This window comes from Actinoplanes auranticolor (assembly GCF_018332655.1).
Classification (GTDB): domain Bacteria; phylum Actinomycetota; class Actinomycetes; order Mycobacteriales; family Micromonosporaceae; genus Actinoplanes; species Actinoplanes auranticolor.
The window spans coordinates 58,866-83,860 of sequence record NZ_BOQL01000049.1; the positions used below are offsets into that span (position 1 = coordinate 58,866).

A 24,995-nucleotide genomic window follows, 5' to 3' on the forward strand; every position below is an offset into this window, starting at 1 on the left:
CCGGACCCGCCACGCCACCTCGACACGTCGTGTCCCGGCCACCGGCACCTGAGATGGTGGGCAGCCTGCGCCGGCTCGAAACGGTGAGCAGCGGGCCGAAGTCGGCGGTTTCCCCGGCCGCAGGGCTGGATCTCCCCCACGCTGGTGGTGAACGGCCGCATCGACGGGGTGTGGGAGCTCGCCGACGGCCACCCGGTCGTCACGCCGTTCGCCCCGCTGTCCGCCACGACCCGGCGCGCCCTGCCCGAGGGTGCCGTCGTCCGCTGTGCTGTACTTCCTCACCGATCGGATCCGGCTGGCCGACCCGGACACCGGCCTGCTGATCATGATCCTGCTCTACACCGCGGGCATGGTCGCGACGGCGGTGCTCGGCGGCCGGCTGTCCGACCGGTCCGGCCGGCGCTAGATCTTCGTGGTGTGGTCCGGTGTGGTCATCGCCGTCGCGGCCCTGCTGCTGGCGATCTGGCCGACCTGGCCGGTGGCCCTGGCCGCCTCGGTGCTGCTGGGCGCGGGCTACGGCGTCTATCTGGCCGTGGACACGGCGCTCATCACCCAGGTGCTGCCGGCCGCGGTGGACCGGGCCAGGATCTGGGGGTCATCAACATCGCGACGGCGGCGCCGCAGGTGCTCGGGCCGGCGATCGCGGCGCCGCTGGTCACCCACCTGGGCGGCTACTCCACGCTGTACGCGCTGACGCGGTGGTCACCCTGCTCGGCGCGGTCATGGTGGTGCGGATCCGCGCGGTCCCCTGAGTCCGGGAACCGCGCGGATCAGCTGTCACGCGGGCAGGGTCCAGCGCTGGTTCGTGCCGGCGAAGCACTCCCAGATGTGCAGCCGGGTGCCGTTGGCCGAGCTGTTGTTCGACGCGTCCAGGCACTTGTTGCTGACCGGGTTGCGCAGCGTTCCGTTGCTCTGCGCCTGCCACTGCTGGGCGCCGGTGCCGTTGCAGTCGTAGATCTGCACCAGCGAGCCGTTCGCGGTGCCGGCCGCCGCCACGTCCAGGCACTTGCCCAGCCCGCGCACCGTGCCGTCGGTCGCCACCGTCCAGTTCTGCGCGGCGCTGCCGTTGCAGTCGTAGAGCTGCACGGCGGTGCCGTTGGCCGACGACGCCGCGGCGATGTCGACGCACTTGCCGCCGATGCCGGTGATCCGGCCGGTGCGTCCCGCGGGCGGCGGAGTGGTCGGCGGCGTGCCGCCACCGGTAGCCGTCGCGTAGATGGCGCTGACCAGCGAGTTGGCGCCGGTCGCGTCCTGGGAGAGCTCCCAGTTCATGATGCCGCCGGCGTTGGCCATGGCCCACTGGGTCTTGCGGCGGATCGTCGGCAGGCCGTTGTAGCACTCCTGCACGCCGGCGATCGTGGCGCAGTCCTGGTTGGCGAAGGCCGGGTTGGTCGCGACGATCTGCGCGTACGTCTTGTAGCCGGGCCGGCTGTAGAACGGCACGCCGAGCACCGCCTTGGCGGCCGGCAGGCCGCGGTTCTTCCAGAAGTTGACGCTGGCGATCGACCAGTCGTAGTTGGCGTGCGGGCTGCCGCCGTCGTACGCCATGATGTTGAGCCAGTCGACCATGCCGAAGACCGCCGGCTGCACACCGTTGGCCGTGCCGCCCTCGGAGACGACCGCCGCGGTGAGCAGCTTGCCCTGGCCGTGCAGGGCGGTGCTGAGCTGCTGCATCAGGGCCGTGTAGTTGTTGCCCGAGGTGCCCGGGTCGGGGTACTCCCAGTCGATGTCGATGCCGTCCAGGTTGTACTGGCCGACCAGGCCCATGAGGGCGTTGACGAAGGTGGTGCGGGCGCCGGCGTTGCCGGCGAGCGCCTCGAAGGCCGAGTCGTTGCCGTCGTTCCAGCCGCCGACGGCCAGCCCGACCTTGACGTTGTTCTGGTGCCCGAGCGAGACCAGCGACTGCAGCTTGGCCGGGTCCGGTACGGCCTGCAGCGTGCCGTTGGCGTTCGGCAGCACGAAGGCGTAGTTGATGTGGGTGAGCTTGCTGTACTGGATGCTGGAGACGCTGCCGGCCCAGGACGGCAGGTAGCCGACGCTCTTGAAGTTGTTGGGCAGCACAGCGGCCTCGGACGTGCCTTGCATGGCGATCGCGCCGGCGGCCACCACGGCGACCGCAGCGGCTGCGGCGGCCAGTCTTCTCTTCATCAGGGGACCTCTCTGTCCGGCGTGGGGGCGCCGTCGGGGATGACATCGGGCCGCTGAAGTTTAAGAAGGTTAACTAATAGTCGTCAATATAAGACGTGATAAAAGGTCGCTGACAAGGGGCTCGACACGCGCCGTAGGCTGGTCGGGTGACAGTACGCGTACGCTTCGCCCCTTCTCCGACCGGAATGTTCCACGTCGGCGGCGCCCGTTCGGCGTTGCAGAACTGGATCTTCGCCCAGCAGACCGGGGGCGTCTTCGTCCTGCGCATCGAGGACACCGATGCCGCCCGCAACCGTCCGGAATGGACGGAGGGCATCCTCTCGGCGCTCGACTGGATCGGCATCGAGCGAGGCTCCTACGAGGGCCCCCACTTCCAGTCGACGTACGCCGCCGAGCACACCGCCGCCGCGACCCGCCTCTACGGCGAGGGCCGCGCCTACTACTGCGACTGCGCCCGTGACGACGTCATCGCCCGCACCGGCAACACCCACATCGGCTACGACGGCTTCTGCCGCGACCGGGCCCTGGGCCCCGGCGAGGGCCGGGCGCTGCGCTTCCGCACGCCCGACGAGGGCGAGACCGTGGTCGTCGACATGGTCCGCGGCGAGCCCACCTTCGAGAACAAGCTGCTCGAGGACTTCGTCATCGCGCGCAGCGACGGCTCGGCCGTCTTCCTGCTGGCCAACGTCGTCGACGACATGACCATGGGGATCACCCACGTGATCCGGGCCGAGGAGCACCTGCCCAACACCCCCAAGCAGCAGCTGCTCTGGGAGGCGCTCGGGGTCAAGCCCCCGGTGTGGGGACACGTGCCGGTCATCGTCAACGAGAAGCGGCAGAAGCTCTCCAAGCGGCGTGACAAGGTCGCCCTGGAGTCGTACCGCGACGAGGGCTACCTGGCCGCGGCCATGCGCAACTACCTGATGCTGCTCGGCTGGGCGCCCTCCGGCGACCGCGAGATCGTGCCGTGGTCGGTCGTCGAGGAGGAGTTCCGGCTCGAGGACGTCAGCCACTCCCCCGCGTTCTTCGACGTGAAGAAGCTGCGCGCGTTCAACGGCGACTACATCCGGGCCCTGGACGCCGAGGAGTTCGCCGCGGTGTGCGCGCCCTGGCTGGGCGGCACCGACACCATCCCGGCACCGCCGTGGGAGCCGTCGGCCTTCGACTCCAACGTGTTCGCCGCGGTGGCGCCGCTGGCGCAGACCCGCATCGCCGTGCTCAGCGAGATCGTCGACTACGTCGACTTCCTCTTCCTGACCGAGCCGGTCCGCGACGAGCAGTCGTGGAACAAGGCGATGAAGGAGGGCGCGGGCGACATCCTGGACGCCGCCGTCGCGGCGTTCGGCGCGCTGGAGACGTGGTCGGCCGAGCCGCTGAAGGCCGCCCTCGAGCGGGTCGGCGAGGAGCGCGGACTCAAGCTGGGCAAGACCCAGGCCCCGGTACGCGTCGCGACGACCGGCCGCACGATCGGTCTGCCGCTGTTCGAATCGCTGGAGGTGCTGGGCCGCGAGCGGACCCTGGCCCGGCTGGCGGCGGCCCGGTCCCGCCTGGCCTGAGGTTTCGTGACCATTTCGGTACGCGCGCGCCCGGATCACGGCGCGCGCGTACCCCACCAGGCAACGTCCTGGCCAGTTCAGCCCGTCAAAGGGGTATGAACGTCAGCAGCACGGGTGACCGGAACCCCCTCGGCTTGCCCTCGCTGGGTACTATGCGCCCGCTGATCAGCGGCCACGGTTCACCGATGCAGTCGATCCCAGATAGCTCCAATTCGTCCCGGTCCGAGATGCGGCCGAGACCATCTGCGGGGAAGCTGTGAGAACTGGGCCGTGCCGGCGACGGGTCCTTTCCGGGGCGCGCCGATCCGGTCGGCGCACGTATGTATCCACGGGGCGGGGAGGCCGGACGGTGGTTCAAGGGGTGATCGCCCGATTGCTGTCGGCGACCGGGATGCTCGCGGCGAGTGTCGTGCTGAGTGCGGGAGTGGCTCCGGCCGGCGCCGCGCAGGCCGCACCGGTCCGGCTGACCGCCGATGCCGCACTGGCCGCGCCCAAGGCGCCGGCCCGGCCCACGGCGGTGCAGATCGCCGGCAAGTTCCCCGGCGGCACCTTGACGGTGCAGCAGAGCGAGAAGCCGGATCTGTTCAAGGCGCTGCTCAGCGAGGTCAGCTGGCTGGCCACCACGGCACCGACCACCTCCAAGCCGGAGGCGAAGAAGCTCGGTCCCAAGTTCACGGTCACGGTGCTGATCAAGGACAAGGCCAACCAGGTCTACGACCTCTACCCGAACGCCGCCGGTGGCCCGCGCGCGTTCCGGCCGGCCAAGCAGCCGACCGGCAAGAAGACCGCCGGCTGGTTCTACGGGCGGCTCACCATGTCGGAGTCGCTGCGCCTGAGCGGTGTGCCGCTCAAGGAGAAGCCGGACGTGGTCAGTGGCGGCATCGGCGGCGGCATCGGCGAGGACGTGCAGGCCGAGGCGCTGGACCCGGTCGAGGGCGTGAACGACGTGCTCGCCGACGTGCGCCGGCTGTTCCTGCTCAACGGCGCCGTCCTGCTCACCATCCTGCTGGGCCTGGGCGGCATCGCGTACCTGATCCGCCGCCGGGTCTGACCTCAACCGGCCGGACGCACCGGGACCCGCAGGATCGGGCAGTCGGAAGCGGGCGGATTGCAGCGCTCGCCCACCCCGAAAGCGTCCGGCAGCCGGTCGTCGGTGGCGGCCTGTGCCACCTCCACCGTCGTCAGCGGCGGTTCTCCCCGCTCGGCGTCGCCGGTGCCACGCTCACCGGTGGCCATCACCACCACCGTGCGGCCGTCGACCACCCGGCGGGCGATCACCTCGTTGATCTGCCAGTCGACGTCGCCGGTGTCGGCGTAGCGGGCGTACTCGATGCCCGCCCGGGTCCGGTCGGGCAGGGCGCAGGCATCCGGCTCGGCCTGCACGGGCAGGCAGAGCCCGGCCGGCGCGTCGTAGACGGCGACCTCGACCAGACCCCGCGGCTCGCCGTCCCCGTTCAGCACCGCGTACTGCCGCCAGCCGGTGCCCGAGGCCGGCGGGCGCGGGACGATGCGGTAGCCCTTCGCGTCGACCGGCGGCGCCAGCACGGACAGCACCGGGTCGAGCACGGCGGAGGGGCGGGGCTGCGGCACGGCCACCGCGGCGGTCGAGCGCGGCTTGTGGCCGGGCAGCAGAACATTGGTGAGGGCGAAGCCGAGCAGCACCACCAGGACCACCGCGATCACGCCGGCCAGCAGCACCCGCCCGGCGCGGCGGCGGCGCAGGCGGTCGGCCCGCCGGTTGATGTCAGGGACCGCGTCCCCGGGCGGCGGCTCGCTGTCGCAGGCCTTCTCCAGCACCGCGGTGAGCAGGGCGCTCATCGCGCGTCCACCGGCCGGGCGGCGGCCAGCAGGCTCTCGAACGCGCCGAGGCCCTCGGCCTCGAAGGCCAGCACCCGGCTGTCGTCCAGATCCAGCGCGTCGGCGGTCTCGTCGATGGCCAGGCCGCAGAAGTGCCGCAGCACCAGCACGGCCCGGCAACGCGGGCTGAGACTGTGCAGCGCGTCCAGCACCAGCACGGTGTGCACGGCGTCGACCTCGGCGGGCGCGGTGGCGAGCTGGAGCTGACCGCCGCCCGAGGCCCGGTCGGCCGGGACCGGTTCGGTGAGCAGGGCCGGCTCCGGAGCGACGAAGACGTGCTCGCGCCGACCCCGGGGCTTCTTGAAGGCGGCCATCAGATCGGCGTACGCCCACAGGTCCGGTTCGGTGATGTCGGGATCGGCGAGCACCCGGGCCAGCGTGGTGCGGGCCAGCTCGTCGGCGAGCGCCCAGTCGCCGCACATCAGGAACGCGGCGCGGCGCAGCTGGATGTACCGCTCCAGAACGTACCCGTCGGACATAAGCCTCTTTATAGGCCACGGCCCGCGGGCAGCGATGCGAAACGGCGTCACGTGCCGCTAACGGTGACCTCCACCAGCCGTACCAGGTCGTCCAGGTCGGCGTCGAACTCGGCCGCCGCGTCGTCGTGGTGGGCCGCCTCGTCGGAGGGCAGGCCCCCGGTCACCTCACCGACGGTGTAGCCGAGCAGGAACGCGCAGATCATCCGGGTGAGCCGGGGCACCTGCTCCCCCGGTACGCCGGCGTCGTGCAGGCAGCCGCGCAGGGCGGCGGTGAGCCAGGAGGCGGAGGCGCCGGCGGAGCGGCGGTTCAGCAGCAACGGGTACGCGCCGGGGTGCGCCCGGGACAACGCCCGTACCGCCCGGCCCAGGGCGCGCAGGCGCTGCCGCCAGTCGATGTCGCCGGGGTCGTCGCCGTATTCGGTGCCCAGTTCCAGGTGCAGCAGGTCGACGAGCCCGTCGAGCAGGGCGTCCTTGCCGCCGACGTACGGATAGAGGGCCATGGAGGTGAGCCCGACCCGTTCGGCGACGGCGCGCATGGACATGGCGCCGAGGCCGTGTTCGTCGACGAGGGCCAACGCCTGGTCGAGGATGAGCCGTCTCTTGTCGTCCACGGCCCCACGGTGCCGAGACCGGCCGGGAGATGGGGCGGAACGGGCCCGCCACACCGCAGTCGGTCACCCCCAGGGGTGAGCGGGATCCCGGCTCAGCACCAGCGGCCGGGCGGACGGCCCCGGCTCACGGCCCGGCGGCGGGGGCGGACCGCGCCGTGCAGGTGGGCACCGGCCCAGCCACGCAGCTCGGTGCGGCAGCCGACCCGGTGCGGGACGTCGTCGACCGGTTCCTCGCCGGTCTGGGCGGAGGCGGCCGGGGGAAGCGGCTCCTCCGCGGCGACCTGCTCCGCGTCGGCGTACAGCCGGCTGTCCTCGCGTTCCGTCATCCCCTGCCCCCTCTCCTGCCCGCCGTCCGGACTACCCGGTCTCATCGGCACCGTGCTGCCCGTCATTAATCCCCGCACCGACGAGTCGTGTGGTGCTAGGACGACACCCTGCCAGGTCACCGACCGAAATCGCGGTGAAGGCGCACCGCTATATCGGACAAATAACCCAAAGGGTTCAGGTGAAGAAAGCTCGGCAACCGCGCGGAACGGTACAGCCAGCAGGCCCGTCCCGGCCATGTGAAGACATGCCAGGCACCGGCGCCCGCCCCTGAGCCGGGCCGTGACAGGCTGGCCGGGTGGCAGAGGAGGCGAAATCCAGCGGTACGGCCAAACGCCCCCCGCTGGCCGCGACCCTGCGCCGGGTCGAGCGCCGCGCCGGAGCCCTGGCCAGCGCCAGCGTCGCCCGGATGGACGAGACCCTGCCCTGGTTCCGGGCCCTGCCGGCCGACCAGCGCTCGTGGGTCATGCTGGTCGCCCAGGCCGGCGTCCGGTCGCTGGTCGAGTGGCTGCGCTCCGGCGGCACCGCGGCCGGCACCCAGGAGATCTCCGACGAGGTCTTCGCCGCCGCCCCGCGCGCTCTGGCCCGCTCGATCACGCTGACCCAGACCGTCGCCCTCATCAAGGTGACCATCGACGTGGCCGAGGCCGAGGTGACCAGCCTGGCCGCGGCCGGCGAGGAGGAGGCCCTGGCGGTGGCCATCCTCAAGTTCTCCCGGGAGATCGCCTTCTCGGCCGCCCGGGTCTACGCCCGCGCCGCCGAGTCCCGCGGCGCGTGGGACGCCCGGCTGCAGGCCCTGCTGGTCGACGCCCTGCTGCGCGGCGACTCCTCCGACGTGCTGGCCAGCCGCGCCGCCGCCCTGGGCTGGGCCGACGCGCCGCCGGTGGCGGTGGTCGTGGGGCGTACCCCCGGCGGCGACATCACCGCGGTGCTGCACGCCGTCTACCGGGCCGCCCGGCGGGCCCGGGTCGAGGTCATCGGCGGGGTGCACGGCGACCGGCTGGTCGTCGTGCTCGGCGGGGTCGCCGACCCGCTGGTCGCCGCCGGGCACCTGGCGGCGAGCTTCGGCGAGGGACCGATCGTGGTGGGCCCGGCCGTCCCGTCGCTGGACCAGGCCACCGAGTCGGCCCGGGCCGCGCTGGCCGGCTTCCGGGCGGCGCGCGCCTGGCCCGGCGCCCCGAACCCGGTGGCCGCCGACGACCTGCTGCCGGAACGCGCCATGGCCGGGGACTCCGAGGCCCGGCGCGCGCTGCGGCACGACGTCTACGGCGCACTGTCCCGCGCGGGCGGCGGACTGCTCGAGACCCTGGACGCCTTCTTCGCGGCCGGCGGTGTGCTCGAGAGCGCCGCCCGGGAGCTCTTCGTGCACCCCAACACCGTGCGGTACCGCCTCAAAAGGGTCGCCGAGGTGACCAGCCTGTCGCCGCTGGACGGCCGGGACGCGTTCGCGCTGCGGATGGCCCTGACCATCGGGCGCCTCGATCCTGCGAGCTAAATCACCGGACTCCCCGATCCGGCCGACGCCACCGGAAGAGCCCCGATATCATGCCTAATCTGGGCGAAATATGGGGGTGTTTGTAGGAAAGCTACAACGCCGGTCGTAGGGTTTGGTCCCGTGCAGCAACCCCGGAACGAGCCGGCATCCGGAAGAGTCGACCCCGTGCTCGCCGTACTCTCGCCCGGCCAGGGTTCCCAGAAGCCCGGCTTCCTCTCCGGATGGCTCGACCTGCCCGGGGCCGAGGCCCGGCTCACGTGGTGGTCCGCGCTCGCCGGCGTCGACCTGATCCACCTCGGCACCGAGGCCGACGCGGACGACATCAAGGACACCGCCCGCACCCAGCCGCTGCTGGTCGCCGCGTCCCTGCTGGCCGCCGAGCACCTGCCCCTGCACGACGTCGCCCTGGTCGCCGGGCACAGCGTCGGTGAGCTCGGCGCCGCCGCCCTCGCCGGGGTGCTGTCCGCCGAGTCCGCCATCACCCTCGCCGGGATCCGCGGGCGCGAGATGGCCGCCGCCTGCGCGCTCGAGGCCACCGGCATGAGCGCCGTGCTGGGCGGCGACCCCGACGAGGTGATCGCCGCGATCGAGCACCACGGGCTCTACCCGGCCAACCGCAACGGCGCCGGCCAGATCGTCGTCGCCGGGGCGCTGGACGCGCTGGCCAAGTTCGCCGCCGAGCCGCCGGCCAAGGCCCGGGTCATTCCGCTGAAAGTCGCCGGGGCGTTCCACACGCCGTACATGGCGCCGGCCGAGCGGGCCCTCGGTGCCGTCGCCGCCGGCGTGCCGGTCGGCGACCCGGCCCGGATCCTGCTGTCCGACCTGGACGGCGCCGCCGTCAACCACGGCCGTGAGATGCTGCGCCGCCTGGTCCGCCAGGTCACCGCCCCGGTCCGCTGGGACCTGGTGCTGCGCAACCTGCGCGACCTGGGCGTCACCGGCATCATCGAGCTGCCCCCGGCCGGCACCCTGGCCGGCCTGGCCAAACGCGAGCTCAAGGGCGACAACGCCCCGGAGATCGTCACCCTCAACACGCCGGACGACCTGAGCGCCGCCCGCGACCTCATCGCGCGGCACGGCACCGTCTCCACCCACGAACCCACCCCGCTGTTCCGGGTCGTGGTGGCCCCCAGCGCCGGGCTGTTCCAGCCCGCCGAGGGTCTGGCCGAAGGCGTGGACCTGCGTCAGGGCCAGGTCGTCGGCCAGGTGGTCACCCGGCAGGGACCGGTCGAGGTCAGCGCCCACGCCGCCGGGGTCCTCACCGAGTGGCTCGCCCACCACGACGACCCGGTGGCCCCGGGCCGGCCGGTGGCCCGCATCGGCGGGCCGCAGCAGTGACCACGTCCGTCGCGAACGAAGGAGCAACACGATGACCGCGGGTTCCCGCATCGTCGCGATGGGCCACTACCAGCCCTCGCGCATCGTCACCAACGACGACCTGGCCAAGATCGTCAACACCAACGACGCGTGGATCCGCGACCGGGTCGGCATCGCCGAGCGCCGCATCGCCGACGCCGAGTCGGTCGCCGACATGGCCACGTTCGCCGCGGAGAAGGCCCTGGCCGGCTCCGGGCTGAGCGCCGCCGACATCGACATGGTCGTCGTGGCCACCTGCTCCTCCATCGACCGCTGCCCCAACGTGGCCACCCGGGTCGCCGCCCGGCTGGGCATCACCGCCCCGGCGGCGATGGACCTCAACACCGCCTGCTCCGGCTTCTCGTACGCCCTGGGCACGGCCGACCACGCGATCCGGGCGGGCGCCAGCCGCAACGCCATCGTGATCGGCGCGGAGAAGCTGTCCGACGTCACCGACTGGACCGACCGCACCACCGCCGTGCTCTTCGGCGACGGCGCCGGGGCGGCCGTGGTCTCCGCGGTCCCCGACGGCGAGCAGGCCGGCATCGGTCCGGTGCTCTGGGGCTCGGCCCCGGACAAGGGCGACGTGCTGCGCATCGAGGGCTGGCAGCCGTACATCAAGCAGGAGGGCCAGATCGTCTTCCGCTGGGCCACCACCGCGCTGGCCCCGTTCGCGCTGCAGGCGTGCGAGCGGGCAGGCGTCCGGCCGGAGGAGCTCGCCGCCTTCGTGCCGCACCAGGCCAACACCCGCATCATCGACGGCATCGTCAAGCGCCTGGGCCTCGGCCCGGACGTCGTCATCGCCAAGGACCTGGTCGAGTCCGGCAACACCTCCGCGGCGAGCGTGCCGCTGGCCCTGTCCAAGCTGGTCGAGCGCCGCGAGGTGCCCTCGGGCGCCCCGGTCCTGCTCTTCGGCTTCGGCGGCGGCCTCACGTACGCGGGTCAGGTCATCCGCTGCCCGTAAGACCGGCAGCAGTCCGCCCGCGAGTTTTCCCCACCATCGAGAGGAACCACCGAACATGGCTACCCGCGCTGAGATCACTTCCGGCCTCGCCGAGATCCTCGAGGAGGTCGCCGGGGTGAACCCGGACGACGTCGCCGAGGAGAAGTCCTTCACCGACGACCTGGACGTCGACTCGCTGTCCATGGTCGAGGTCGTGGTGGCCGCCGAGGAGAAGTTCGGCGTCAAGATCCCCGACAACGAGGTCCAGAACCTCAAGACCGTCGGCGACGCCGTCTCCTTCATCGAGGCGAACCACTGACATGAGCACCACAGACGTCGTCGTCACCGGGCTCGGCGCGACGACCCCGCTCGGCGGGGACGTCGCGTCCACCTGGGACGCCATGCTCGCCGGCCGCTCCGGGGTGAGAGCCCTCACCCAGGAGTGGGCCGGGCAGTTGCCCGTCCGCATCGCGGCGGAGCTCGCCGTCGACCCGTCCGAGGTCATGGAACGGGTCAAGCTGCGCCGGCTGGACCGCTCGGAGGCGATCGCGCTGATCGCCGCCCACCAGGCCTGGGCCGACGCCGGTCTGAAGGACTCCGGGCTCGACCCGGAGCGCTTCGCCGTCAGCTTCGGCAGCGGCATAGGCGGTGCGCAGACCCTGCTCAACCAGGACGACATCCTGGAGGCCTCCGGGCCGCGCCGGGTCAGCCCGCATACCGTGCCGATGCTCATGCCCAACGGCCCCGCCGCCTGGGTCGGTCTCGAGCTCGGCGCCCAGGCGGGCGTCCACTCGATGGCCAGCGCCTGCGCGACCGGTGCGGAGGCCCTGTCTCTGGGCCTGGACATCATCCGCTCCGGCCGGGCCGACGTGGTCATGGCCGGTGGCACCGAGGCCGTCATCCACCCGCTGCCGATCGCCGGTTTCGCCTCGATGCGGGCCATGTCGACCCGCAACGACGAGCCGGAGAAGGCCTCCCGGCCGTGGGACAAGGGCCGCGACGGCTTCGTGCTGGGCGAGGGCGCGGGTGCGCTCGTGCTCGAGCGCGCCGACCACGCCATCGCCCGCGGCGCGACGATCTACGCCCGGCTGGCCGGGGCCGGCATCACCTCGGACGGCTACGACATCGTGCAGCCGCACCCCGAGGGGGCCGGCGCGATCCGGGCCATCCGCCGGGCGATCGAGGACGCGGGCATCACCAAGGCCGACATCGTGCACGTCAACGCGCACGCGACCTCGACCCCGGTCGGGGACATGACCGAGATCGCCGCGCTGCTCACGGCGGTGGGCGACCACCCGGTCCTGACCTCCACCAAGTCGATGTCCGGGCACCTGCTCGGCGCGGCCGGCGCCCTGGAGTCGATCGCCACCATCCTGGCGATCCGCGACAGCGTCGTCCCGCCGACGATCAACCTGGACGACCCGGACGACAAGCTGGCGCTCGACGTGGCAGCCCACAAGTCCCGCCAGCTCGACATCCCGGCGGCGCTGAACAACTCGTTCGGCTTCGGCGGGCACAACGTGGCCCTGGTGTTCACCCGGGCGTAGCCGCTGTGGTCCGCACCCGCGCGTGAGCCGTCCGGTCTCACGCGCGGGTTCGCCGCCTGGTCCTCACCTCACCCGTGAGACGTCCGGCTCTCTCTCGAGGGCTGACCCTCTGATCCTCACCTCTCGCGTGATCCGTCCGGCCCTCGCGCGCAAGGTGACCGCCCGATCCTGACCCACGCGTAATCCGTCCGGTCCGCGCGCGGGGTGGCCCCTTCCTCACCGCGGCTGTCCCGCCTGGGCCTCACCCCTCCGGGCCCGCCCGGCTCGCCGAAGGTGTAGGCCGCTGGACGGGGTGGGGCAGGTCTTCGCGGCGACGGTGCGCGCTTCGGGGCGCGTACCGCAGCTCTCCGTGGTCCTCGGCCCGGCCGCCGGCGGCGCGGCCTACGGGCCGGCGCTGACCGACATCGTGATCATGAGCAAGGCCGGCCGGATCTTCGTGACCGGGCCGGAGGTGGTTCGCGGCGTCACCGGCGAGCAGGTCGACATGGAACGCCTCGGCGGTCCCGAGCCGCACGGCCGCCGCTCCGGCGTCGTGCACATCACCACCAAGGACGACGGGACCGCGCTGGCCGAGGCCCGCAAGCTGACCGTCCTGCTCGGCCGACAGGGCCGGCTCACCCCGGCCGACGTCGCGGCGCGCAGCACCGAAGGCCACGACCTGGCCCGGGCAATGCCGGCCGAGACCAACCGGGCGTACGACGTGAAGCCGGTGGTCCAGGCGCTGCTCGACGAGCCCGGCGTGGAGCTGCACGCCAAGTGGGCGCCGAACGTGTCGACGACGCTGGGCCGCTTCGGTGGCCGTACGGTCGGCGTCGTCGCCAACAATCCGCTGCGTCTCGGTGGCTGCCTGGACGCGTCCAGCGCCGTGAAGGCCGTACCTGCCCGCGCTCGGCCGGGAGTGGGACGGCGTGGTGCGCCGCGGCGCGAAGCTGCTGCACGCGTTCGCCGAGGCTGTGGTGCCCCGGGTGACGCTGGTGACCCGCAAGGCGTACGGCGGCGCGTACATCGCCATGAACTCCCGCGCGCTGGGCGCGACGGCCGTGTTCGCCTGGCCGCCGGCCGAGATCGCGGTCATGGGCGCGAGCGCGGCGGTGAACATCCTGCACCGCAAGCGCCTGGCGGCGGCCCCGCCCGAGCAGCACGAGGCGCTCCGCGAGACGCTGGTCGAGGAACAGTTGCACACGGCCGGCGGGGTCCACCGGGCCCTGGAGATCGGCGTGGTGGACGACGTGATCACCCCGGAGCAGACCCGCCGCCGCATCGCGGAAGCCCTGGCAGCGGCCCCGGCCGCCCGCGGCACGCATGGCAACATCCCGCTCTGACCGCTCACCGCGCCGGCGTCACGATGATCTTGCCGTGGGTGCCGCCCGACTCCGCCAGCCGGTGCAGCTCCGGCAGGTCCTCGAGCGTACGGCGGGCCGTGATCACCAACCGCAGCACACCGGCGTCCACCAGCCGCACCAGCATCGCCAGATCGGCCGGGTCGTTGCGGGTGACCATGTGCCGGGCGGTCACCGACGCGGAGGACTCGATCGGGGTGGCGACGGTGACGATCCGGCCACCCGGCCGGACCAGCGGCACCAGCGCAGCCGCGGCGGCCGGCTCGATCGCCGCACAGTTCAGCACGGCGTCCACCGGCTCACCGACCGCCGGCGGACCCGCGGTGTAGTCGAGCACCTCGTCCGCGCCGAGGCTCCGGACGATCGCGGCGCTGCGGGAGCTCGCGGTGGCCAGGACGTACGCGCCCGCATGCTTGGCGAGCTGGACCGCGAAGCCGCCGATGCCGCCGCCGGCGCCGTTGACCAGGACACGTTCGCCCGGCGCGATCCGGGCGTGCCCGGTCACGGCCTGCCAGGCGGTCATCCCGGCGAGGGGCAACGCGGCCGCGTCGGCGAGCGGAACGGTGGCCGGGGCGCGGACCAGGGTCGTGGCCGGGGCCACCGCGAACTCGGCGGCTGCGCCCGCCTCGAGCATCCCCAGGACGGGTTCGCCGTCCACAGTGCCCGCGACGTCCCAGCCCAGGGTCACCGGCAGCACGATCGGCAGCATCGTGGCCAGCACACCGGAGCGCAGCGCCGTCTCCGTCGGATTGAAAGACGTGGCGGCGACCCGGATCAGCACCTCGCCCGGCCCGGGGACCGGCTGCGGGAGGTCTTCGACGCCGATGACGTCCGGGCCGCCGTACTCGTGAATGCGCGCTGCTCTCATGCCCACCGACCGTAGGCCGACCGGCGAGGACGCCCTATGCTTCAGGATCCCGGAAACCTTCGCGATCGTCTCGGCCGGGGGCGCCGATGGATGTGCTCAGTGATGTGCTCGCCGTGCAGCGGACCGGGCGGCCGCGGTCGATGCTGCTCGGCTGGGACGCGCCGTGGGCGCAGGAGTTCGCCGAGGTGCCCGGCGCGATGGGGTTCCAGGTGGTCCTGCACGGATCGCCGTGGCTGCTGCCGCCCGGCGGTGCCGCACCCGTCCGGCTCAGTGCCGGCGATGTGGTGTTCCGGCCGCACGGTCGCGCGCACGCCCTCGCCGACAGGGCGGACGCCGTGCCCGCTCCGTGCACAGCCGATCCCGGGCCCGCTTTGTTGGCCCGGCCTCGGCCGCAGGTAGTCACGCTCTGCGGCGCCTATGAGATCGACCCCGCCCAGGTGCATCCGCTGGTCCACGACCTGCCGGAGGTCGTCCACCTGAGCCCGACCGAGGAACTGCGCGCGGCCGTCGGCCTGCTCACCGCAGAGCTGGAACGTCCCCGCCTCGGCACGGACGCCGTTGTGCCCGCCCTGCTGGAGATGCTGCTGCTCTACCTGCTGCGCCGCTGGTACGCCGAGCAGCCCGCCGCACCGACAGGCTGGGCCGCCGCCCTGCGGGATCCGGTGACGGCGGCGGCGCTGCACGCGATGCACGCGGATCCGGGCCACCCCTGGACGGTGGCCACCCTCGCCGCGCACGCCGGGCTGTCCCGGGCGCCCTTCGCCCGTCGGTTTCGCGCCCTGGTCGGGCGGCCACCGCTGGCCTATCTGACCTGGTGGCGGATGACCGTGGCGGCACGGCTACTGCGCGACTCGGATGCCACTGTGGCCACCGTCGCGCGCCGGGTCGGCTACGGCTCCGAGTTCGCGTTCGCCACGGCGTTCCGGCGCCGCCACGGATCAGCTCCGGGCCGCTACCGGCGGCTCACCTGACCGGACCACTACCCACGGCTCGCCTGACCGGCCCACTACCCGCGGCTCGCCTGAGCGGGCCGCAACCCGCGACCCGCCTGACCGGGCCGCTACGGGCCACTTGCCTGCTCCAGCCGCAACCCGCGACTCGCCTGACCTGGCCACTACACGCGACTGGCCTGGCCTGCGGATCATTTGACGCAGGCGCTGCGCGGTAGTTTGCCGACCGCCACCGGAGACTTGCCGGGCGCCGGCGCCTTGCCCGCGAGCACCGCGGCCAGCGCGCTCAGAGCGAGCGGACTGGACGAATAGGTCGCGAGCAGCGTCGGCGACCGCGATCCGGCCAGCAGCTGCGGGGTGTCCATGATGACGGTGACCTTCGCGTCCGGGCTCAGGTCGGTCTGCCGGTCGCCGTACCCGACGAGGTGCACGACCGTGCCGCCCGCGGCCTGAACCGTCACGCCCGCGTCCTGCAACGCCTTGACCAGGGTGATCCGTGCGGCGTCGCGGCCGCCGGACGCACTGACCGTGACCGGCCCGGACACCAGCGGCCCGGAACAGGGGCCCTTGATCAGCGTGATCGCGGCCGCGTCGGCGGCGCCGACGGCCCGCAGGTGCTCGGCCGAGCCGAGCGTGGACAGTTCGGGCCGCACCTGCGCGGCGGTACGGAACTTGAGCGTGAGGACCCGGGTGACCGCCTCGACGAGCCGCTCCCGCTTGAGGCTGCCGTCCTTGAGCCCGGCCAGGATGCCGTCCCGGGCACCGGCCAGATCCGGCGGCATGAGCAGGATGTCGTTGCCGGCGTTCAGCGCGCGCACCGCTGCCTCGCCCGCCGGCCACTTCATCGCGGGCGGCATGTTCATGGCGTCGGTGATCGCCACCCCGGCGAACTTCAGCTCACCCCGCAGCACGTCGGTCATGATCTTGCGCGAGAAGGTCGCGGCGACGCCCTTGTCCAGGCCCTCGACGTCCAGGTGCCCGGACATGACAACGCCGGCGCCCGCGGCGATCCCGGCGGCGAACGGCGGCCGGTCCTGGCTCTCCCACTCCGGCCGGCTCTGCGCGACCACCGGCAGATCGTCGTGACTGTCGCCGGTGGTGTGCCCATGGCCGGGAAAATGCTTGAGCGCCGCTGTCACGCCGGCGCCCTGGACACCGCGCACAGCGGCTCCGACCTGGGCGGCATTGGCTTTCGGGTCGGCGCCGAACGACCGCGAGCCGATCACCGAGCTGCCCTGCGGCCCCAGTGTGTCGGCGACCGGCGCGAAGTCGAGGTTGATCCCCATGGCGGCGAGCTCCGTGCCGGCCGCGCGCCAGGCGCCCTCGGTCAGCTCCGGCTTGCCCGCCGCCCCGAAGGCCATCGCGGACGGCAGCAGTGTCACGCCGGTCTTGACCCGGGTGACCACGCCGTACTCCTGGTCGGTGCCGATCAGCAGCGGCGCCCCGCCGGGCAGGCCGGTCGCCGCCCGCTGCAGGCCGTCGGTCAGCGCCCGCACCTGTTTCGGATCGTCCACGTTCGTGGCCGGGTTGGTCGCCCCGGTCGGATCATCCGGGGTGAACGCGACCAGGATCAGCCCGCCGAGACCGAACTTGGTGATCATCTGGGCAGGGGTGTCGACGCCCCCGATCCGCCTGTTGCCGGCGGCGGCCGTCTCGTCGACCCGGTCGGCGGCGGCGCCGTAGGCGTAGGGCATCAGGACCTGGCCGGCGAGCTGGACGTCGGTGAGCGTCTTGACGGTCGCCCGCGCCCGCGCGGCGGGATCGCCGGTGGGGGCGGGTGCGGCGCTCGCGGAGGGCGCGGGGCCCGGCGGCGACGCGGAGCCGGGGGCGGGCTGCGGCTGCTGCGGCGCATCACTGCTGCCGCACCCGGCCAGCACGGACAAAGCCAGCGGTACGGCCACAGCAACGCGAAACGCCCTCTTCACGGCTGCCATTCGATCAGCTCCCGACCCCGTAGACAAACCGGGTCACCCCCATAACCGGCGAAGGCTTGCCCCCTTGACAACGCGCCATCCCACGCTCCACGGCGACATGGCGTTCAGGTCAGGCGGGTGGCCGCTTGCCGCGCCTCCAGCCAGGCCGGCAGGTAGCCGCTTTGCGCACCTCCAGCCAGGCCGACGGGGTGACCGGCCCGTCGGCCACCGGCCGGCTCCGCATCCCGCAGTAACGGCACGACCGGCAGACGACCGCCGGGCTCAGCCAGCTGACGGAACCACCGTCTCGCGCTCAGCCCACCCGGGTGAGCAAGGTGACCGGCGCGCCATCCCCGGCATAGCGGTACGGCTCCAGCTCAGCGTCCCAGGCGGTGCCGAGCGCCTTCTCCAGGGCATGCGAAAGCGCCTCCGGAGCCTTGGCCGCCGCCATGATGGCTCGCAGCCGATCTTCACCGATCTGGATGTCACCCGAGGCCCCGATGGTGCCGCGGAACAGTCCTCGGCCCGGGACGTGCATGAAACGTTCCCCGTCCACGCCGGGGCTCGGTTCCTCGGTGACCTCGAAACGGATCATGGGCCACTGCCGGAGGGCAGCAGCCAGCTCGGCGCCAGTCCCGGGCCGTCCGGTCCAGCTGCACTCGGAACGCCGCATGCCGGGATCAACCGGCTGCGCCGTCCAGTGCAGATTGACCGGCGCGGTCAGGACGCGCGCGATCGCCCACTCGACGTGCTGGCACACGGCGAGTGGAGTCGAGTGGACGTATACGACGCCACACGTTGGCACGGTGACCTCCCGGAGACCGAGGTGCGTCTTCCCCTACGACCTCGACCGCGGTTGATCGTGCTCCATGATGCCGGGTGGTACGGATGGTGCGCCAGAGAAACCGCAATATCGACATGTGAATGGCCGTCGAGGCACACCTGACCTAACGGCCGAACCCCGTCCGGCGGCACGGGCATGCCGGGCTCGTGTAGGCTGGCTGCGGCATTTTCTGCCGACAACTTTGCCGAGGAATACCTAGCTAGGAGTACCGCCGTGGCCAGCAACACCTCAAAGACCGCCCGCGCATCAGTCCGCGCCGGCCAGGCCGGTCAGGGCGGGGCCCTGAGCGTGCTCGGTGAGTTCAAGTACCTCATCCCGCTCGCCGAAGGCCGCTTCGCCTACGTGCGCAACCTGACCAACGGCAAGACCAACCACCTGCGCACCGACTCGGACGCCTTCGTCGAGGAGATCCGCTCCCTCGCGGCCGCCGGCCACGGCGCCAAGATCCGCGCCGAGATCGAGAGCCTGGACGCCTCGTTCCCGCAGCACGGCTGGGGCGCGACCGAGAAGCGCCTCGCGGACGCCGGCGTCTTCGAGGGCTGAGCAACCTCGCTTCAAAGGCGCTCCCCGGACCTCCAGGTCCGGGGAGCGCCTTTTTGCGTCCACCGAAGATCACGACAAGTTGATCAGCCCACCGCGGCCCGGCGGCGGGCGTGGCGGGCCGGACGGTCGGGCGGCGCGCCGCCCGGTCGACGGCCGACCGCCCGGCCGAGCGGTCGACCGCTGAGCGCCGGGCCAGGCGCTCAACAGCTGAGCGCTGGACCAGGGTGTCAACAGCTGAGCGCTGGACCAGGCTGTCAACAGCTGAGCGCCGAGCCAGGCGGTCAACAGCTAAGCAGTCAGCTGAGGAGCTCGACCAGGCCGGTGTCGAGGTCGTAAACCGCCCCCACGACCCCCACCTTGCCCGCCGCGATCGCCGCCGGCACGCCGGCCACGTCCTGCATGCGTTGCACCGTCCGCGCCACGTGGGCCCGCATCGCCTTGGCCGTCGCGTCAGGGTCGTCCAGGCCGACCGACCGCACCGCCGGGGCGATCTCGTCCACCAGGTAACCCACGTCGCCGTCCGGACGTTCTCCCGCGCGCAGCGCGGTCACCGTGGCGTCCACCGCACCGCACCGGACGTGGCCCAGCACCATGATCAGCGGCACGTTCAGCGCCGACACCGCGAAGCCGACCGATCCGAGGACCGCGCGGTCCACCACGTGGCCGCCGGAGCGGACCACGCAGATCGAGCCGAAGGTCTGGTCGAAGATCGCTTCCAGCGGCACCCGCGAGTCGATGCAGCCGAGCACCACGGCGTGCGGGAGCTGCCCACCGGAGGCCGCAGCCGCCGCCGACACCTCGTGGCCGTGCTGCGGCCGGCCGCTGACGAACCGGCGGTTGCCGGCGATCAGCTCCGCGAGCGCGTCGGCCGGGCGCACGATCCGCACCGGGGCGTTCAGCTCGTTGCTGTCGAGCGGGGCGGCATCGGGCCCCGGGGCAGGGACCGTTCCGGCCAGGGTCGAAGGGCTGGAGGCGGCCGCCGGAAACACCGGCGCGGCCTGTTCCGCAGGTGAGGAAGCCGTCATGGCACTGATTCTCTACGAGTGACCAGCCCGGGACAGCCTGTGCGAGCCAGATCACGTCGGTTCGCCCACCGACTGGGATGGGCCACCGGACGCAAGATCTTCCATAGGTCTGGCAATTCGGCCGATCGCGCGTGATGCTTATTACCCGTGGGTACAACGGGGGCCGTGCGGATCACGGAGGTGCCCATGTCCGAGCGTTCGGAGCTCACCCTCGCCGATGGCGTACGGCTGCATGTCGAGACCAGCGGACCGGTGAACGCGCCGGTGACCGTGGTGCTGTTGCACGGCTGGTGTCTCGACCGGCGGACCTGGCACCACCAGAGCAAGGCGCTGGAGCGGGTCAACGCCCGGGTCGTCGCCTATGACGCCCGGGGGCACGGCCGCTCCTCCGCGACCCGGCTGCGCTCGGCGACCCTGGCCCAGCTCGGTGACGATCTCGCCGAGGTGCTCCGCGCGTTCGCCCCCGCCGGGCCGATCGTGCTGGCCGGGCACTCGCTGGGCGGCATGACGATCATGGAGTTCGCCGACTCGTACCCGCAGGAGTTCGCCGGGCGGGTGGCCGGGCTGGTCTTCGTCTCGACCACCGCCGAGGGCGCGACCCACACGTGTTACGGCCTGCCCAGCACCATCACGCCCGTGCTGCGGGTCGCCGAGGAGGCCGGGGCCGGCCTGCTGGCCCGGCTGGGCGCGTGGCGGCCGCACAACGCGATGCTGCCCGTGCTGCGCCCGACCGTGCGCTGGCTGCTCTTCGGCGAGGACCACGAGCCCGGCGACCTCGAGGTCACCATGTCGGCGTTCGGCCGGGCCTCGCTGCGGTCCATCGGCGGCTTCCGGGCCTCGGTCGGCGCCCAGCACCGCCTGGACACCCTGGCCGCCCTCGGTGACGTGCCTGCGGCCGCGCTGGTCGGCGACCGCGACCGGCTCACCCCGCCGCCCTGCGCCGAGTCGATCGCCGGCGCACTGGCGGGCACCGAGCTGACCGTCTTCGAGGGCGCCGGTCACATGCTGATGATGGAACGCCCGGCCGAGGTCTCCGCCGCCCTGCTCTCCGTCGTGGACCGCGCGGCGAAGAGCACCCCGAGCCGCCGGTCGGCCCGCGCCCACCGCAGCCGCTACGACCAGGCCGCCTGACCTGCCGGCCGACAGCGCCGGACCGGCGCTCAGCCCGATCGAGCCCGCGGAGGGCGGCGGCGGGCCGGGGCACGCTCAGAACTAACCCGGGCCCGCGACCTCGGCCAAGAGGTCGAGATTCGCGGCGGTGGACCGGGGCACGCTCAGAGCTGGTCCCGACCCGCGACCTCGGCCAGGAGGGCGAGCTGGGCGTCGATGCCGCTCGGCCGGGCCTTGGCCGAATCCCGGCCGTCGAGGTAGACGCCCTGGTCGGTGAGGACCAGGTGGGTGCGACCGCCCGCCGCGCTGGTCTCGCGGAAGTCGAAGGTCGTCTCCCCCTGCGGGTCCCCGCCCTCGGGCCCGCGGAACCAGCGCGCTTTCGCCGCGGGGTCGGCGAAGGCGCGGAAGACGCGCTCCAGCGACGCCGGATGGTGGCGGTCCAGAGTGATCGTCTCGGGCACGACGCTCATGTCTGTTCCTCATCCTCGGGATGGACGGCCAGGTAGGCACCGAGCCGGTCCAGGTTCGCGGCGAGCCCGGTGCGGCGGTCGGCGATCCACTGCTCGGCGGTCCGCAGCGCCGCCGGGTCCAGCCGGCAGGTGCGGGTCCGGCCGGCTTTCGCCGAGCGGACCAGGCCGCTGGTCTCCAGCACGTGCAGGTGTTGGAGCACCGCCGGCAGCGACATCGCCAGCGGCCGGGCCAGCTCGCTCACCGAGGCCGGGCCGTGGCTGAGCCGCTCCACGATGTCGCGCCGGCTGGGATCGGCCAGCGCCGCGAACATCCGGTCCAGCTCGGGTGAACGGTTAAGCACTTGCTTAACTGTTGTGGGCCGGGATTGCCCCGTCCAGCCGGTCCGGGCGTGCCGACGTCGACGCCGGTACCGCAACAGGAGTAAGTTCGATTGCCCCCTGGCTCCGGTGCCGGGCGGCGGCAAGAGCACGCGGAGCACCAGCGGGGAGCACAACGGACTTGAGCGACGCCACCGTCCTGCAGCAGGAGATCGCCGTCGAGCAGCAGCACGTCGACCGGGTGTACGCCCGGCTCGCCGATCTGCGCCAGGACGCGTCCCGGGCCGAGAAGGAGGGCTACCAGCTCGCCGGCGTCGGCACCTTCGGCGCCCTGGTCGAGCGGGACGCCATGGTGTTCCACCGGGCCCGCCGCCGGCACGCCCTGGACGCCGAGTACGAGGGCCTGGTCTTCGGCCGACTGGACCTGACCAGCGGCGCTGTGCACTACGTGGGCCGGATGGGCATCCGCGACGAGGAGTCGCAGTCGCTGGTCGTGGACTGGCGCGCGCCCGCCGCGGCGGCGTTCTACCGGGCCACCCCGGCCGACCCGCTGGGGGTGGTGCGGCGCCGGATGATCCAGTCGGCGCGGGAACGGGTCACCAACATCGAGGACGACCTGCTCGACCCGGAGGCCGCGCCCGCCGACATGCGGGTGGTCGGGGACGGCGCCTTGCTTGCCAGTCTCTCTAAGGCCACCGGCCGGGGCATGCGCGACATCGTCGCCACCATCCAGCGCGAGCAGGACGACGCGATCCGCTCCCCCGCCTCCGGTGTGACGATCGTCACCGGAGGTCCGGGCACGGGCAAAACCGCGGTGGCGCTGCACCGGGCGGCGTACCTGCTCTATTCCGACCGCAGCCGGTTCGCCGGCGGCGGCATCCTGGTGGTCGGCCCGTCCGGGGTGTTCGTCGACTACATCGCCACGGTGCTGCCGTCGCTGGGCGAGGACACGGCGACCCTGCGTTCGCTCGGTTCGCTGGTCGCCGGGTACGACGCCACCCGCACCGACCCCACCGCGGTGGCCGCACTCAAGGGCTCCCTGCGGATGCGCCGGGTGCTGGAGCGCGCTTCGCACGACGCCGTGCCGGGCGCCCCCACCGAGCTGCGACTGCTCTACCGCGGCGCGCTGCTGCGCCTGGACGCCGCCGACCTGGAGCGGATCCGGCGCAAGGCGCTGCCGCGCGGCGCCCGCCGCAACGAGGTCCGCGGCACCGGCTTCGACCGGATCTTCGACGCGCTGTGGACGCAGGCCAAGGGCTCGGTCAAGACCCTGCCGGAAAAGCAGGAGTTCGAGGCGGAGCTGGCCGACCGCACCGACTTCCGCGACTTTCTGCGGGCCTGGTGGCCACGGTTCACCCCGATGCGGGTGCTGCGCTGGCTGGCCGAGCCGGCCCGGCTGCGGGGGTACGCCAACGGGCTGCTGTCCCGCGAGGAGATCGCGCTGCTGCAGGGCTCGTTCGACGGTCTGGCCGAGCACGGGCCGACGATCGCCGACGTGGCGCTGCTCGACGAGCTGGACGAGCTGATGGGCCGCCCGCGGCAGCCGGCCAGGAAGAACCGCAACAACCCGTTCCACGTCCGCGACGGGGTGCAGGAGGTCAGCACGTACGCCGACCGCCAGGCGCTGAGCCGCGCGCAGATCGTGCGCGACGAGGACTACCGCGATTACGCCCACGTGGTGGTGGACGAGGCGCAGGACGTCACCCCGATGCAGTGGCGGATGATCGGCCGGCGCGGCGCGTACGCGTCCTGGACGATCGTCGGTGACCCGGCGCAGACCGCCTGGTCCGGCGACGCCGAGGAGCTGGACCGGGCGCGCGACAAGGCGCTGGGCTCGCGGCGCCGCAACACGTACTCGCTGACCACCAACTACCGCAACTCGTCGGAGATCTTCGCGGTCGCCGCCCGGGTGATCCGCACGATCATGCCGGATCTGCCGCTGCCCTCGGCGGTGCGCAGCACCGGCGTGGAGCCGGTGGACCTGGTCGTGGGGGCCGCACAGCTGCCGGAGGCGGTCCGCGAGGCGGCCGAGAAGCACCTGTCCGACGTCGACGGCACGATCGGCGTGATCACGCCGGTGCTGCGCCGCGACGAGATGGCCGGGTGGGTGGCCGGGCTGCCCGAGCGGATCCAGGTGGTCACCGCGCTGCAGGCCAAGGGCATGGAGTACGACGCGGTGGTGCTGGTCGAGCCGGCCGAGATCGCGGTCGACGCCAGCGGCACCCGGACCCTGTACGTGGCCCTGTCGCGGGCCACCCAGCGCCTCACGACGGTGGGGACCCGCGACTGGCACGGTGCGGCTCGTTAGGGGCGCTTGACCCCGACCGCGGTGTACTCGGTCTCCGGCGTGGCCGGCGTGGTGAAGCGGGCGTTCGGCAGGTAGAAGTACTTGCCGTACTCCGCGATGGTGGTGGGCACGTCGAAGCGCGGATCGGTGGTGCGGCTCACCACCGTGCCCTTGGTGGCGCGCTTGTCGAGCTGGATCCGGGTGATCACGTTGAGCCTGTTCTGCACCACGTAGAGCGTGCTGCCGCGCAGCCACAGACCGTCACCGTTGGGCACGGACTCGCCGCCGAGGTCGATCTCGGTGGTGCGCCCGCTGTACGACGTACGGAAAAGCTTGCCGGTGTTGGACTGCACGATGATCAGCCCCCGGCGGTCGGGGGTCGGCGCGATGCCGTTGGCGTTGTTGCCGGTCTGATAGGTGATGTCGCCGGTCAGCGGCACCCGGACCGCCTCGGCGGGCAGCTTGCCGTGCCGGCCCAGCGGCAGCTTGAACAGCACCGGGTTGGCGGAGTCGGTGTACCAGGCGGCGCCGCCGGTCAGCGTCACGTCGTTGATGAACGACGGGACGGTCTGCAGCGTGTAGGACTTCAGCACCGCACCGGTGGCGGCGTTGATCACGCGGGCGTTGCCGCCGCTGCCACCGGCGACGAAGAGCCGCCCGCGGTCGTCGATCTTGAGGCCGAGCGACTGCGTGCCGGGGCCCTGGCTGATGACTTCACCCCGACCGGTACGCAGGCTGGCCCGGTAGATGTCACCGTCGACGCGGGAGCCGAAGTACGCGTACGGGGCTTTGCCGATCGCGATGCCCTCCGGCTGGAAGCCGTTGGGCAGCTGGATGGTGGACTGCAGGGAGCCGCCGCGGTGGGCGGCCTCGGCGGGAGCGGCGCCGAGCACCACGGCCAGGGCGGCCGTGGTGACGAGTGCGAGAGTGCCTCTGGACAAGGGGTGATTCCTTCCAGGCGGGAACTTTCTGGCACCCCTCTGTACCCACGGAATGGCATTCAAGTTCAAG

The 24,995-nt window shown here is 72.7% G+C and carries 23 protein-coding genes and 2 pseudogenes; 13 read left to right on the forward strand and 12 right to left on the reverse strand.

The genetic code is table 11. The annotated features are described in order from the left end of the window. Positions 1-265: 265 nt before the first annotated feature. Positions 266-752, forward strand: a pseudogene (locus tag Aau02nite_RS48115) (MFS transporter); the annotation flags it as partial. A 25-nt stretch (positions 753-777) separates the two neighbouring features. Here the strand turns inward: Aau02nite_RS48115 and Aau02nite_RS29540 are convergent. Further along, positions 778-2,148: a glycosyl hydrolase family 18 protein gene (locus Aau02nite_RS29540; protein ID WP_212991868.1), complete on the reverse strand. Its 1,371-nt coding sequence runs from the start codon at positions 2,146-2,148 to the stop codon at positions 778-780. A gap of 146 nt (positions 2,149-2,294) precedes the next feature. On the opposite strand from Aau02nite_RS29540, the gene gltX reads away from it, so the two are divergent. Further along, positions 2,295-3,704 (forward strand): glutamate--tRNA ligase, encoded by a 1,410-nt coding sequence (gltX, locus tag Aau02nite_RS29545; protein ID WP_212991869.1) that lies wholly within the window; start codon positions 2,295-2,297, stop codon positions 3,702-3,704. Positions 3,705-4,065: 361 nt separating this feature from the next. After that, positions 4,066-4,755, forward strand: coding sequence for a hypothetical protein (locus Aau02nite_RS29550; RefSeq protein WP_246595535.1), 690 nt, complete (start codon positions 4,066-4,068; stop codon positions 4,753-4,755). Positions 4,756-4,757: 2 nt separating this feature from the next. On the opposite strand, the gene Aau02nite_RS29555 is transcribed toward Aau02nite_RS29550, so the two are convergent. The 4 genes from Aau02nite_RS29555 to Aau02nite_RS29570 all read right to left on the reverse strand — a co-directional run bounded on the left by Aau02nite_RS29555 (position 4,758) and on the right by Aau02nite_RS29570 (position 6,977). Continuing rightward, positions 4,758-5,522 (reverse strand): hypothetical protein, encoded by a 765-nt coding sequence (locus Aau02nite_RS29555; protein ID WP_212991870.1) that lies wholly within the window; start codon positions 5,520-5,522, stop codon positions 4,758-4,760. Next, entirely contained in the window at positions 5,519-6,040 is a 522-nt protein-coding gene (locus Aau02nite_RS29560) for an RNA polymerase sigma factor (protein WP_212991871.1), read from the reverse strand. Before Aau02nite_RS29560 ends, Aau02nite_RS29555 begins: the two co-directional genes overlap by 4 nt. A 47-nt stretch (positions 6,041-6,087) precedes the next feature. Beyond that, positions 6,088-6,651, reverse strand: coding sequence for a TetR/AcrR family transcriptional regulator (locus Aau02nite_RS29565; RefSeq protein WP_212991872.1), 564 nt, complete (start codon positions 6,649-6,651; stop codon positions 6,088-6,090). 92 nt (positions 6,652-6,743) lie between these two features. Next, positions 6,744-6,977: a hypothetical protein gene (locus tag Aau02nite_RS29570; protein WP_212991873.1), complete on the reverse strand. Its 234-nt coding sequence runs from the start codon at positions 6,975-6,977 to the stop codon at positions 6,744-6,746. Between the two features lie 407 nt (positions 6,978-7,384). Here Aau02nite_RS29570 and Aau02nite_RS29575 point away from each other — a divergent pair, with 407 nt between their 5' ends. The 6 genes and pseudogenes from Aau02nite_RS29575 to Aau02nite_RS29600 form a co-directional block, all read left to right on the forward strand. Beyond that, positions 7,385-8,470 carry a PucR family transcriptional regulator gene (locus Aau02nite_RS29575; RefSeq protein WP_212991948.1) on the forward strand — a complete coding sequence of 362 codons (1,086 nt, stop codon included), beginning with the start codon at positions 7,385-7,387 and terminating at the stop codon, positions 8,468-8,470. A 165-nt stretch (positions 8,471-8,635) separates the two neighbouring features. After that, entirely contained in the window at positions 8,636-9,808 is a 1,173-nt protein-coding gene (locus tag Aau02nite_RS29580) for an acyltransferase domain-containing protein (RefSeq protein ID WP_212991874.1), read from the forward strand. Between the two features lie 31 nt (positions 9,809-9,839). Continuing rightward, positions 9,840-10,790, forward strand: a complete 951-nt coding sequence (locus Aau02nite_RS29585; protein WP_212991875.1) for a beta-ketoacyl-ACP synthase III — start codon at positions 9,840-9,842, stop codon at positions 10,788-10,790. A 55-nt stretch (positions 10,791-10,845) separates the two neighbouring features. Beyond that, the gene (locus Aau02nite_RS29590; RefSeq protein WP_023359558.1) at positions 10,846-11,088 is read left to right on the forward strand and encodes an acyl carrier protein; all 243 of its coding nucleotides are present in this window, start codon (positions 10,846-10,848) and stop codon (positions 11,086-11,088) included. A 1-nt stretch (position 11,089) separates the two neighbouring features. Next, entirely contained in the window at positions 11,090-12,316 is a 1,227-nt protein-coding gene (gene fabF, locus Aau02nite_RS29595; protein ID WP_212991876.1) for a beta-ketoacyl-ACP synthase II, read from the forward strand. A gap of 248 nt (positions 12,317-12,564) precedes the next feature. Then, a pseudogene (locus Aau02nite_RS29600) lies at positions 12,565-13,638 on the forward strand (carboxyl transferase domain-containing protein); the annotation flags it as partial. Positions 13,639-13,642: 4 nt separating this feature from the next. Here the strand turns inward: Aau02nite_RS29600 and Aau02nite_RS29605 are convergent. After that, positions 13,643-14,524, reverse strand: coding sequence for an NADP-dependent oxidoreductase (locus Aau02nite_RS29605; protein WP_212991877.1), 882 nt, complete (start codon positions 14,522-14,524; stop codon positions 13,643-13,645). 86 nt (positions 14,525-14,610) lie between these two features. Between Aau02nite_RS29605 and Aau02nite_RS29610 the strand changes: the two genes are divergently transcribed. Beyond that, positions 14,611-15,495, forward strand: a complete 885-nt coding sequence (locus tag Aau02nite_RS29610; RefSeq protein ID WP_212991878.1) for an AraC family transcriptional regulator — start codon at positions 14,611-14,613, stop codon at positions 15,493-15,495. 170 nt (positions 15,496-15,665) lie between these two features. On the opposite strand, the gene Aau02nite_RS29615 is transcribed toward Aau02nite_RS29610, so the two are convergent. Together Aau02nite_RS29615 and Aau02nite_RS29620 are read right to left on the reverse strand one after the other, a co-directional pair. After that, positions 15,666-17,408: a glycoside hydrolase family 3 protein gene (locus Aau02nite_RS29615; protein WP_212991879.1), complete on the reverse strand. Its 1,743-nt coding sequence runs from the start codon at positions 17,406-17,408 to the stop codon at positions 15,666-15,668. Positions 17,409-17,700: 292 nt separating this feature from the next. Next, positions 17,701-18,192, reverse strand: coding sequence for a DUF3145 domain-containing protein (locus Aau02nite_RS29620; protein ID WP_212991880.1), 492 nt, complete (start codon positions 18,190-18,192; stop codon positions 17,701-17,703). Positions 18,193-18,444: 252 nt separating this feature from the next. Between Aau02nite_RS29620 and Aau02nite_RS29625 the strand changes: the two genes are divergently transcribed. Then, entirely contained in the window at positions 18,445-18,774 is a 330-nt protein-coding gene (locus tag Aau02nite_RS29625; protein WP_212991881.1) for a hypothetical protein, read from the forward strand. Between the two features lie 296 nt (positions 18,775-19,070). Here the strand turns inward: Aau02nite_RS29625 and Aau02nite_RS29630 are convergent, their stop codons facing one another. Further along, on the reverse strand, positions 19,071-19,661 hold the full coding sequence (locus tag Aau02nite_RS29630) for a carbonic anhydrase (RefSeq protein WP_438841182.1): 591 nt from the start codon (positions 19,659-19,661) through the stop codon (positions 19,071-19,073). A gap of 324 nt (positions 19,662-19,985) precedes the next feature. Here Aau02nite_RS29630 and Aau02nite_RS29635 point away from each other — a divergent pair, with 324 nt between their 5' ends. Beyond that, on the forward strand, positions 19,986-20,930 hold the full coding sequence (locus Aau02nite_RS29635) for an alpha/beta fold hydrolase (protein WP_212991883.1): 945 nt from the start codon (positions 19,986-19,988) through the stop codon (positions 20,928-20,930). 143 nt (positions 20,931-21,073) lie between these two features. On the opposite strand, the gene Aau02nite_RS29640 is transcribed toward Aau02nite_RS29635, so the two are convergent. Together Aau02nite_RS29640 and Aau02nite_RS29645 are read right to left on the reverse strand one after the other, a co-directional pair. Next, positions 21,074-21,379 (reverse strand): SRPBCC family protein, encoded by a 306-nt coding sequence (locus Aau02nite_RS29640; RefSeq protein ID WP_212991884.1) that lies wholly within the window; start codon positions 21,377-21,379, stop codon positions 21,074-21,076. Then, positions 21,376-21,720: an ArsR/SmtB family transcription factor gene (locus Aau02nite_RS29645; RefSeq protein WP_246595538.1), complete on the reverse strand. Its 345-nt coding sequence runs from the start codon at positions 21,718-21,720 to the stop codon at positions 21,376-21,378. Before Aau02nite_RS29645 ends, Aau02nite_RS29640 begins: the two co-directional genes overlap by 4 nt. A gap of 158 nt (positions 21,721-21,878) precedes the next feature. Between Aau02nite_RS29645 and Aau02nite_RS29650 the strand changes: the two genes are divergently transcribed. Beyond that, a complete protein-coding gene (locus tag Aau02nite_RS29650; RefSeq protein ID WP_212991885.1) occupies positions 21,879-24,005 on the forward strand; it encodes a HelD family protein in 2,127 nt (708 codons plus the stop codon). On the opposite strand, the gene Aau02nite_RS29655 is transcribed toward Aau02nite_RS29650, so the two are convergent. After that, the gene (locus Aau02nite_RS29655; RefSeq protein ID WP_212991886.1) at positions 24,002-24,925 is read right to left on the reverse strand and encodes an SMP-30/gluconolactonase/LRE family protein; all 924 of its coding nucleotides are present in this window, start codon (positions 24,923-24,925) and stop codon (positions 24,002-24,004) included. The two genes, Aau02nite_RS29650 and Aau02nite_RS29655, sit on opposite strands and share 4 nt — an antisense overlap. Positions 24,926-24,995: the final 70 nt, after the last annotated feature.

Excerpts from the sequence above, each read along its gene's own strand:
- Aau02nite_RS29575 (WP_212991948.1), top strand. The coding sequence starts at position 7,385 with ATGGACGAGACCCTGCCCTGGTTCCGGGCCCTGCCGGCCGACCAGCGC.
- Aau02nite_RS29590 (WP_023359558.1), top strand. The coding sequence starts at position 10,846 with ATGGCTACCCGCGCTGAGATCACTTCCGGCCTCGCCGAGATCCTCGAG.
- Aau02nite_RS29585 (WP_212991875.1), top strand. The coding sequence starts at position 9,840 with ATGACCGCGGGTTCCCGCATCGTCGCGATGGGCCACTACCAGCCCTCG.
- Aau02nite_RS29640 (WP_212991884.1), bottom strand. The coding sequence starts at position 21,379 with ATGAGCGTCGTGCCCGAGACGATCACTCTGGACCGCCACCATCCGGCG.
- Aau02nite_RS29570 (WP_212991873.1), bottom strand. The coding sequence starts at position 6,977 with ATGACGGAACGCGAGGACAGCCGGCTGTACGCCGACGCGGAGCAGGTC.
- Aau02nite_RS29555 (WP_212991870.1), bottom strand. The coding sequence starts at position 5,522 with ATGAGCGCCCTGCTCACCGCGGTGCTGGAGAAGGCCTGCGACAGCGAG.
- Aau02nite_RS29635 (WP_212991883.1), top strand. The coding sequence starts at position 19,986 with ATGTCCGAGCGTTCGGAGCTCACCCTCGCCGATGGCGTACGGCTGCAT.
- Aau02nite_RS29560 (WP_212991871.1), bottom strand. The coding sequence starts at position 6,040 with ATGTCCGACGGGTACGTTCTGGAGCGGTACATCCAGCTGCGCCGCGCC.
- Aau02nite_RS29605 (WP_212991877.1), bottom strand. The coding sequence starts at position 14,524 with ATGAGAGCAGCGCGCATTCACGAGTACGGCGGCCCGGACGTCATCGGC.
- Aau02nite_RS29610 (WP_212991878.1), top strand. The coding sequence starts at position 14,611 with ATGGATGTGCTCAGTGATGTGCTCGCCGTGCAGCGGACCGGGCGGCCG.
- Aau02nite_RS29540 (WP_212991868.1), bottom strand. The coding sequence starts at position 2,148 with ATGAAGAGAAGACTGGCCGCCGCAGCCGCTGCGGTCGCCGTGGTGGCC.
- fabF (WP_212991876.1), top strand. The coding sequence starts at position 11,090 with ATGAGCACCACAGACGTCGTCGTCACCGGGCTCGGCGCGACGACCCCG.
- Aau02nite_RS29615 (WP_212991879.1), bottom strand. The coding sequence starts at position 17,408 with ATGGCAGCCGTGAAGAGGGCGTTTCGCGTTGCTGTGGCCGTACCGCTG.